Source organism: Halioglobus sp. HI00S01, from assembly GCF_001635445.1.
GTDB classification, from domain to species: domain Bacteria; phylum Pseudomonadota; class Gammaproteobacteria; order Pseudomonadales; family Halieaceae; genus Halioglobus; species Halioglobus japonicus.
Window position 1 is genome coordinate 1 of the sequence record NZ_LWEE01000230.1, and the last position, 219, is coordinate 219.

The 219-nt window shown below is 57.1% G+C and carries 1 pseudogene; it reads right to left on the bottom strand.

Annotated features, from left to right (window positions below):
* Positions 1-9: 9 nt before the first annotated feature.
* Positions 10-219 (bottom strand): annotated as a pseudogene (locus A3709_RS24040) (outer membrane protein assembly factor BamB); the annotation flags it as partial.

Consider the following 219-nt stretch of genomic DNA (forward strand, 5'->3'; position numbering starts at 1 on the left):
CCGGGATCATCAGTTTTTCGCACTCACCTCATAGGCAATCAACTTGCCGTCATTGGTATACACATATAGCAGATTACCGTCTGCGAGCATATCGGCGCGCGCGCCGTCGCCGCCCACCTTGGTACGGCCGACAAACTCACCGTCTACCTGGGACACGAGGTGCAGCACACCTTCAAAGTCTGTTACCGCCACATAGCTGCTGACCGGCGTAGGTCGCGA